This window comes from Micromonospora sp. NPDC005220 (assembly GCF_040607895.1).
Taxonomy (GTDB): Bacteria; Actinomycetota; Actinomycetes; order Mycobacteriales; family Micromonosporaceae; genus Micromonospora.
Map to the genome: position 1 here is coordinate 1 of NZ_JBEXHP010000172.1, position 8409 is coordinate 8409.

The 8409-nt window shown below is 72.1% G+C and carries 7 protein-coding genes and 1 pseudogene; 3 read left to right on the plus strand and 5 right to left on the minus strand.

Annotation, left to right across the window (positions count from 1 at the left end):
- The first annotated feature begins 87 nt into the window (after positions 1–87).
- Entirely contained in the window at positions 88–912 is an 825-nt protein-coding gene (sigJ, locus tag ABZU52_RS30865; protein ID WP_354974453.1) for an RNA polymerase sigma factor SigJ, read from the plus strand.
- 33 nt (positions 913–945) lie between these two features.
- On the opposite strand, the gene ndk is transcribed toward sigJ, so the two are convergent.
- Positions 946–1371, minus strand: a complete 426-nt coding sequence (gene ndk, locus ABZU52_RS30870) for a nucleoside-diphosphate kinase (protein WP_110566030.1) — start codon at positions 1369–1371, stop codon at positions 946–948.
- A 142-nt stretch (positions 1372–1513) separates the two neighbouring features.
- On the opposite strand from ndk, the gene ABZU52_RS30875 reads away from it, so the two are divergent.
- A complete protein-coding gene (locus ABZU52_RS30875; protein ID WP_354974454.1) occupies positions 1514–3076 on the plus strand; it encodes a VOC family protein in 1563 nt (520 codons plus the stop codon).
- Between the two features lie 45 nt (positions 3077–3121).
- Here ABZU52_RS30875 and ABZU52_RS30880 read toward each other — a convergent pair whose 3' ends face one another.
- From ABZU52_RS30880 to ABZU52_RS30890, 3 genes are read right to left on the minus strand one after another with little or no spacing between them, the layout of a single operon-like run.
- Positions 3122–3556 (minus strand): DUF4233 domain-containing protein, encoded by a 435-nt coding sequence (locus ABZU52_RS30880; RefSeq protein WP_354974455.1) that lies wholly within the window; start codon positions 3554–3556, stop codon positions 3122–3124.
- On the minus strand, positions 3553–4887 hold the full coding sequence (locus tag ABZU52_RS30885) for a folylpolyglutamate synthase/dihydrofolate synthase family protein (RefSeq protein WP_354974456.1): 1335 nt from the start codon (positions 4885–4887) through the stop codon (positions 3553–3555). The genes ABZU52_RS30880 and ABZU52_RS30885 overlap by 4 nt, the downstream gene beginning before the upstream one ends.
- Positions 4884–7502 carry a valine--tRNA ligase gene (locus tag ABZU52_RS30890; protein ID WP_354974457.1) on the minus strand — a complete coding sequence of 873 codons (2619 nt, stop codon included), beginning with the start codon at positions 7500–7502 and terminating at the stop codon, positions 4884–4886. The genes ABZU52_RS30885 and ABZU52_RS30890 overlap by 4 nt, the downstream gene beginning before the upstream one ends.
- Positions 7503–7571: 69 nt before the next feature.
- Between ABZU52_RS30890 and ABZU52_RS30895 the strand changes: the two genes are divergently transcribed.
- Positions 7572–8258: a hypothetical protein gene (locus ABZU52_RS30895; protein WP_354974458.1), complete on the plus strand. Its 687-nt coding sequence runs from the start codon at positions 7572–7574 to the stop codon at positions 8256–8258.
- 56 nt (positions 8259–8314) lie between these two features.
- Here ABZU52_RS30895 and ABZU52_RS30900 read toward each other — a convergent pair.
- A pseudogene (locus tag ABZU52_RS30900) lies at positions 8315–8409 on the minus strand (Phenylacetic acid catabolic protein); the annotation flags it as partial.

An 8409-nucleotide genomic window follows, 5' to 3' on the forward strand; every position in this document is an offset into this window, starting at 1 on the left:
GTTTAGGTTGGGGCTGGGTCCTGCGGCCCAGGCGTGCTCTGGTGTGGGGATGATGAGCGGTCGGGGGCGCTCTAGGCGCACCGGCCGATGCTGCTCGGGCTCGCGTACCGCCTGCTCGGCAGCCGGCACGACGCGGAGGACGTGCTCCAGGAGGCGTACCTGCGCTGGCTCGGTGTGGACCGCGCCCGGGTCGACGAGCCGCGCCGGTACCTGTCCCGGGTGGTCACCCGGTTGGCAGTGGACCGGCTGCGCGCCCGGCAGGCGGCCCGCGAGACGTACGTCGGGACGTGGCTGCCCGAGCCGGTGCCGACCGACCCCTCGCCGTTCGGACCGTTGGACCGGGTGGAGCTACGCGACTCGCTCTCCACCGCGTTGCTGCACGTGCTGGAGCGGCTCACCCCGCCGGAGCGGGCGGTGTACGTCCTGCACACGGCCTTCGACCTGCCGTACACGGAGATCGCCGAGATCCTGGACCGGTCCGCCGCCAACTGTCGGCAGCTGTATCACCGGGCGACCGCGCGGGTACGGCAGGAGCAGCGCCGGTTCACCGCCAGCCGCCCGGAGCGGGAGCGGCTGCTGGACGCGTTCCTCGCCGCCGCCCGCGACGGCGACCTGGCCACGCTCACCGACCTGGTGGCTGCCGACGCCACCGCCTGGAGCGACGGTGGCGGTCGGGTGCGGGCCGCCCTCAACCCGGTCACCGGCGCGGACCGGATCGCCCGGTTCTACGCCGGGGTCTACGGCCCGCGTCACCGAGTGACCATGGATCCGATCGAGCTCAACGCGGAACCCGCGGTGCTGGTCACCCGCGCGGACGGCAGCCGGTACACGCTGACCATCGCCGCGGCCGACGGCCGGATCACCGGGATCTACGTGGTTGGCAACCCGGCGAAGGTGCCGGCGGTCGGCTGAATTCGGGCGGCCTCGGTCGACGGCCGGGGTGCGTCAGCCCAGCTCGGGGAACCAGAGCGCGATCTCGCGCTTGGCGCTGTCCGTCGAGTCGGAGGCGTGCACCAGGTTCTCCCGGTTGGACAGCGACAGGTCACCCCGGATGGTGCCGGCGGCGGCCTTGCGCCCGTCGGTGGCCCCGACCAGCCCGCGGACCACGTCGATGACCTGGTCGCCGGAGAGCACCAGGGCCACCAGCGGACCGCTGGTCATGAAGTCCTTCAGCGGCGGGTAGAACGCCTTGTCGACGTGCTCGGCGTAGTGCTCGTCGGCGAGCGCGGCGTCCATCGTCCGGTGCACCATCGCGTCGATCCGCAGCCCCTTGCGCTCGAAGCGGGAGAGGACCTCGCCGACCAGGCCGCGGCGGACCGCGTCGGGCTTGATCAGAACGAGGCTGCGCTCATCCGGGCTGTTGCTGGACACGCTGGGTTCCTCCTGTACGCGCGGAACGCTTGGGATCGGTACGGTCAGCCTAGCGACCCGGTCCCGGCGCCGGCTCGGCGGCCGGTCTTTCCCCCGGTGGCCGATCCGGCCTAGCCTGGCCCTGACCCCCGGGAGGTCCACTGTGGCGAATGGCGGGAATCGACCCATCGCGCCGGTACGCAAGCTGATCGGCGCGGTGCTGGGCACCGTGGCCGCGTTCGTCGTCCTGTTCGGGCTGGGCATGACCAGTTGGGCCATCGTGGCTCTCGGGGTCGCCCTGCTGGTGCTGGCGATCGCGCTGGCGACCGTACGCGGCGGCGGTCGCACCTGGGTCGTCGGTGTAGGGCACGTGCACAGCGCCTCCGAACCACCCACCCAGTACGCGTTCGGCCGCTGCGAACTGCAGCTGGTGATCGACGCCCCTGGTCTACCGCCGCGGTCCAAGAAGATCATCGAGCCGAGGGTGCCGGTCTCCAAGTGGCCGTCGCTGGGCCAGACCCTGCCGATCCGGGTCGCTCTGGACGACCAGCGGCACGTCAAGGTCCTCTGGGAGGAGGTGCCGACCCACGCCGAGACCGCCGCCGCCGTCGCCGATCTCCCGCCGGAGTTCGCCGACGCGGAGGCGATGGACGAACTGCTGATCCAGCAGGACGCGCCACCGTGGGCCGACCGTGCGCCGGACGACGACTTCCGCGACGAGTTCCGCGACCCGGTCGGTGACCCGTTCCGGGACCCGGTCGGTGACCCGTTCCGGGACCCGCTCGGTGACCCGCTGCGCCCCGACGCCTCGCGGCCCGACCCTCGACGCGACGACCCTCGACGCGACGACCTCCGGCGCGACGACCTCCGGCGCGATGATCTTCGGCGCGAGGACCCGGGCGTCGTGCCCGAGGAGCGTGAGCCAGTGGTGATGCACCAGAGCCCGGGGGGGCCGGTGGTGTTGGAGGGCGTTGTCGTCGAACCGCAGGCCGGTGGGCTGCCCCGGCGGGCCACTCCGGCGCCGCGCCCGCCCGCCGAGGAACGCTTCGACGAGGAACGCTTCGACGAGCCCCCCGCCGACCGGTTCGACGCTCCGGCAGCGGCCGGCACGACCGCCCGGGACTCCGACGACCCACCGCCCGCGCAGCGCTCCGACCCGCCCAGCGCGCAGCGCTCCGAGCCACCGCCCGCGCAGCGGTCCGGCCCCGGCGCTGCCGACCCGCTGGACCCACTCGACCTTCCGCTGGACGACCCCTCTCCGGCCGGGGCCGCCCGCGAGACCGTGACCGACGAGGAGCTGGACCAGGCGATCTTCGGGTTCGACACCGACTCGGCCGCGGATCCCGCCGCGCCGATCAGCGGGGTGGGTCTCACCCTGCTGGTCACCGACCTACCCCGGTCGCTCGACTTCTACCGGGACGTGCTCGGCTTCACCGAGGTCGACCAGGGCGCCCACAACGCCGTCCTCGCCTCCGGGACGACCCGGCTCGTCCTGCGTGAGGTCACCGGGGCGGCGCCCATCAGCCGCCGGCTGGTGCACGTCAACCTTGAGGTGAACGACATCGAGGCCGCGTACGAGCGGTTGCGCGGGTCGGGCGTCCGCTTCACGTACGCGCCCCGGGTGGTCAACCGGGGCACCAAGCTGGAGGTGTGGGCGGCGGCCTTCCGCGACCCGGACGGTCACGGCGTCGCGCTCACCCAGTGGCGCGAACGCGCCGACGCCTGACCCGGCCCGACGACCGCCTCCGGAGGCCGCCGGCCGGGTCCGGCGTCAGCCGAGAATGACCCGGCGAACGTGCAACGCGTACGCCCAGACCAGGGCGAAGATGATGCCCAGCCCGAACAGTGACCAGTGCAGCAGGCCGCCCAGCAACAGCAGGCCCTGGAGCACGGTGCCGGCGTTCCAGGCCCACTGGCGGCGCATCATGCCGGCGAGCAGCACGGCGGCCACGGCCAGTGCCACGACGGCACCGATCGCGGCGCCGCCCAGGTCACCGCCGACCACCCGGATCGGCTGGATCGCCAGCAGCAGTACCAGCGCCTCCAGGCTGAGCGTGCCGGCACCGAGACCGCGGACCGCCCGCTCCGGGTTGCGCAACCCGGAGCGCCGCGGCTGCCCGGCCGTGGGCTGCTCCTCCACCGGCTGCTCGGCCGGCGCACCGGTCGGATCCTCGGTGGTGTGCGCGTCCCGCTCCGGGCTGGTCATCGCTTCAACAGCCTGCGCGCGTCGGCGACCGTCACCACGGAACCCGTGACCAGCACCCCGACACCGCTCAGCTCACCGGGGACGTCCTCCTCGGCCAACGCCACCGCCAACTCGATGGCGTCCGGCATCTCCTCGGCCGACTCCACCCGCTCCTCGCCGAAGATCTCGGCGGCCAGCGCGGCGAGCTGCTCCGTCGGCATCGCCCGTGGCGAGCTGTTGCGGGTGACCACCACCTGGTCGACCACCGGTTCCAGCAGCTCCAGCAGCGCTTCCGCGTCCTTGTCGGCGAGTACGCCGAGCACGGCCACCAGCTTGCTGAACGCGAACTCCTCCTGGAGCGCGGTGACGGTGGCCTTCATGCCGTGCGGGTTGTGCGCCCCGTCCAGCAGGACGGTCGGGGCGTTACGGACCCGCTCCAGCCGGCCCGGGGAGCTGGTCGAGGCGAAGCCCTCCCGGACCGCCTCGATGTCCAGTTGCCGGCGAGCCCCCGCACCCAGGAACGCCTCGACGGCGGCGAGCGCCACCGCCGCGTTCTGCGCCTGATGGGCACCGTGCAGCGGGATGAACACGTCGTCGTACACGCCACCCAGGCCCTGGAGGCTGAGCACCTGCCCGCCGACCGCGACCGCCCGACCCAGCACGCCGAACTCGCCGCCCTCCCGGGCGATGGTGGCCCCGACCTCGGCGCAGCGGTCGAGGAGGGGGCCCGCCGCCTCCTCGTCCTGCGCTGCCGCGATCACGGTGGCGCCCGGGTGGATGATGCCGGCCTTGGCCAGTGCGATGTCCTGAAGCGTGTCGCCGAGCCACTCGGTGTGGTCCAGCCCGATCGGGGTGATCACACAGACGCCGGCCTGGAGAACGTTTGTGGCGTCCTCGACACCGCCGAGGCCGACCTCGACCACAGCGATGTCCACCGGCGCGTCGGCGAACGTCGCGAACGCCAGCGCGGTGGTCATGTCGAAGTAGGTCAGCGGCTCGTCCGACCGCGCGTCGACAAGCTCGGCCAGCGGTTTGATCTCCCGGTACACCGCCGCGAACCGCTCCTCGCTGACCGGCTCCCCGTCCAGGCTGATCCGCTCCCGGACGGTCTCCAGGTGCGGGCTGGTATACCGGCCGGTGTGCAGCCCGAACGCCCGCAGCAGCGAGTCGATCATCCGCGCGGTGGAGGTCTTGCCGTTGGTGCCGGTCAGGTGGATCGCCGGGTACGCCCGCTGTGGGCTACCGAGCAGGTCGAGCAGGGACTCGATCCGGTCCAGCTCGAAGACCATGCGGGTGAAGCCGCGGGCGTTCAGCTCGGCTTCGACGGCGGCGAAATCGGTACGGTCGGTCACGAGGGCAGTGTCTCCAGAGCAGCGTCGATCCGGACCAGGTCGGCCTCGGCGGTGGCGAGCCGGTCGCGGATCTTCGCGACCACCGGCTCGGGGGCCTTGCCGATGAAGGCAGGGTTGTCGAGCTTCGCCCGGGCCTGCGCGACCTCCTTCTCGGCAGCCGCGCGATCCTTCGTCAGCCGGGCCCGCTCGGCGGCCACGTCGATCGACCCCCGGGTGTCCAACGCGACACCGACCGCGCCGGGCATGGCCAGCGTGGCGCTGGCCTGGAAGTCGTCACCGGCCGGGTCCAGGCGGACCAGCGAACGGATCAGCGGCTCGTGGGCGGCGATACCCGCGCCGGCCAGCCCGTCCAGGCGTGCTGCCACCCGCTGCGTGGGGCGCAGCCCCTGGTCGGAGCGGAAGCGGCGGATCTCGGTGACCACCCGCTGCACGCCGACCAGCTCGGCCTCGGCGGCGTCGTCGACAAGCGAACGGTCGGCCACCGGCCAGGCGGCGGCCTGCACCGTCTCACCGCCGGTCAGGGCGACCCACAGCTCCTCGGTGACGAACGGGATGACCGGGTGCAGCAGCCGCAGCAACTGGTCGAGCACGTGACCGAGCACCCGGCGGCTGACCTCCGCGCGCTCACCGCCCTCGGTGAGCACCGGCTTGCTCAGCTCGACGTACCAGTCGCAGACGTCGTCCCAGGCGAAGTGGTACAGCAGGTCGCACACCTTGGCGAACTCGTACGCCTCGAACTGCTCGTCGACCTCGGCGGTGACGTGCGCCAACCGGGACAGGATCCACCGGTCGACGGTGGAGAGCTGCTCGGTGGGGGGCAGGTCGCCGGTGGTGTGCGCGCCGTTCATCAGGGCGAACCGGGTGGCGTTCCAGAGCTTGTTGCAGAAGTTGCGCGAGCCCTGGCACCACTCCTCGCTGACCGGGACGTCCTGGCCGGGGTTCGCGCCCCGCGCCAGAGTGAACCGGGTGGCGTCGGCGCCGTACCTGTCGATCCAGTCCAGCGGGTCGACCACGTTGCCGAACGACTTCGACATCTTCTTGCCGAACTGGTCGCGCACCATCCCGTGCAGGGCGACCACGTCGAAGGGCGGCCGGCCGTCCATCGCGTAGAGGCCGAACATCATCATCCGGGCCACCCAGAAGAACAGGATGTCGTACCCGGTGACCAGCACACTGGTCGGGTAGAACTTCGCCAGGTCCGGGGTCTGCTCGGGCCAGCCCAGGGTGGAGAACGGCCACAGACCGCTGGAGAACCAGGTGTCCAGGACGTCCTCGTCCTGGTGCCAGCCCTCGCCGGTCGGCGGCGCCTCGTCGGGGCCGACGCAGACGATCTCACCCGCCGGGCCGTACCAGACCGGAATGCGGTGCCCCCACCACAGCTGGCGGGAGATGCACCAGTCGTGCATGTTGTCGACCCAGGCGAAGTAGCGCTTGGCCAGCTCGGCCGGCTCGATGCGGACCCGGCCGTCGCGCACCGCGTCACCGGCGGCCTGGGCCAGCGGGGCGGTGTTGACGAACCACTGCAGCGACAGCCGCGGCTCGACGGTGGTCTTGCAGCGCGAGCAGTGCCCGACCGCGTGCACGTACGGGCGCTTCTCGGCGACGATCCGGCCCTGCTCCCGCAGCGCTGCCACGATGGCGGGCCGCGCCTCGAACCGGTCCAGCCCCTCGAACGGGCCGGGCACGGTGATCACACCGCGCTCGTCCATCACGGTCAGGGCGGGCAGGTCGTGCCGCTGGCCGATCTCGAAGTCGTTCGGGTCGTGGGCGGGCGTGACCTTGACCATGCCGGTGCCAAAGGTCGGGTCGACGTGGGCGTCGGCGACGATCGGGATCCGACGGCCGGTCATCGGCAACTCGACCTCGGTGCCGATCAGGTGCTGGTAGCGCTCGTCGTCGGGGTGCACCGCCACCGCGGTGTCGCCGAGCATCGTCTCGGCCCGGGTGGTGGCCACCACGACCTCGTCGCTGTAGCGGATCGAGATCAGCTCGCCGTCGTCGTCGGTGTGCTCGACCTCGATGTCGGAGAGCGCCGTGAGGCAGCGCGGACACCAGTTGATGATCCGGTTGGCCCGGTAGATCAGGCCGTCGTCGAAGAGCTTCTTGAAGATCGTCTGGACGGCGCGGGTCAGCCCCTCGTCCATGGTGAAGCGCTCGCGGTCCCAGTCGACGGAGTCGCCGAGGCGGCGCATCTGGCCGAGGATGGCGCCACCGGACTCGGCCTTCCACTGCCAGACCCGCTCGACGAACCTGTCCCGGCCGAGATCGTGCCGGGAGAGGCCCTCGGCGGCGAGCTGACGCTCGACCAGGTTCTGGGTGGCGATGCCGGCGTGGTCCATGCCCGGTAGCCAGAGCGCCTCGAAGCCCTGCATCCGCTTACGTCGGGTCAACGCGTCCATCAGCGTGTGCTCGAACGCGTGACCCATGTGCAGCGAACCGGTGACGTTCGGCGGCGGGATGACGATGGTGAAGGGGGGCTTGTCGCTGTCGGCGGAGGCCCGGAAGTGCCCGCCGGCCACCCACTGCTCGTACCGTCGCTGCTCTACCTCGCCGGGCTGGTACTGGCCGGCAAGGGTCGGGGCGTCGGGGCGTCGGGCATCCAGTCTCTCGGTCACCGGACAAGTCTACGGAGGGCTTCCGCAGACCTGACGTGCGCCACCTGCCGTTCGCGTACGGTGTCGGCTATGTCCGACGCACATCTCACCGAGCGGTCGCTCGACGGCGGCCGCGACCCGGTCGAGCTGACCGAAGAGCCGATCCAGCTGAGCACCCGGGACTCCGGCGGCGACCCCGACGAGCGCTCCGGCGGCTGGTCACGTCGCCGCAAGATCGCTTGGACGGCCGCACTGGTGGTCGGCCTCGCCGGCGCCGGGGTGCTCGGTGTCGGTGGGTGGCGGGTGGCGCAGCAGAAGGACACCCAGCTGGCCTCACCCGATCGGCTGGCGGGTCTGACCCGCGACGACAGCGAGCGGGCGAAGAGCACGGCTGACTATCTGCGCAGCGGCCTGGCGGCGAACATCGAACTGGACCGTAGTTTCGGCACGGTCTACCGCGACCCGACCGACGACAAGCGCTCGGTCCTCATCTTCGGCGGCACCACCCTGCTCTGGCAGCCGGAACGGGACCTGGACAGCCTCTTCCGCCTGATGTCCGACGAGACCGGTGCGGTGAACGGTCTGCGTGAGTTGCCCGCGGGCGATCTCGGTGGGGTGCTGAAGTGTGGCAGCACCAGCGGCGAGGGCGGGGACTTCGCGGTGTGCGGCTGGGCCGACCACGGCAGCGTGGTCATGGCGATGTTCCCGGGCCGGTCGGTCAGCGACGCGGGCGGCCTGCTGCGCAACCTGCGCCACGGCATGCAGACCCGGGACTGACCCGCGTCACCGACCGTCCGCCGGGCCCCGAGCACTCGGCCCCGACCGCCTGCCGCCCACCAACGGTCCACCGCGTCCTGGGCCATCGCCTGCTGCGCGGGGGTGCCGTGCGCCAGGGTGTGCAGGATCTCGTAGCCCTGCCGCTGGTGGA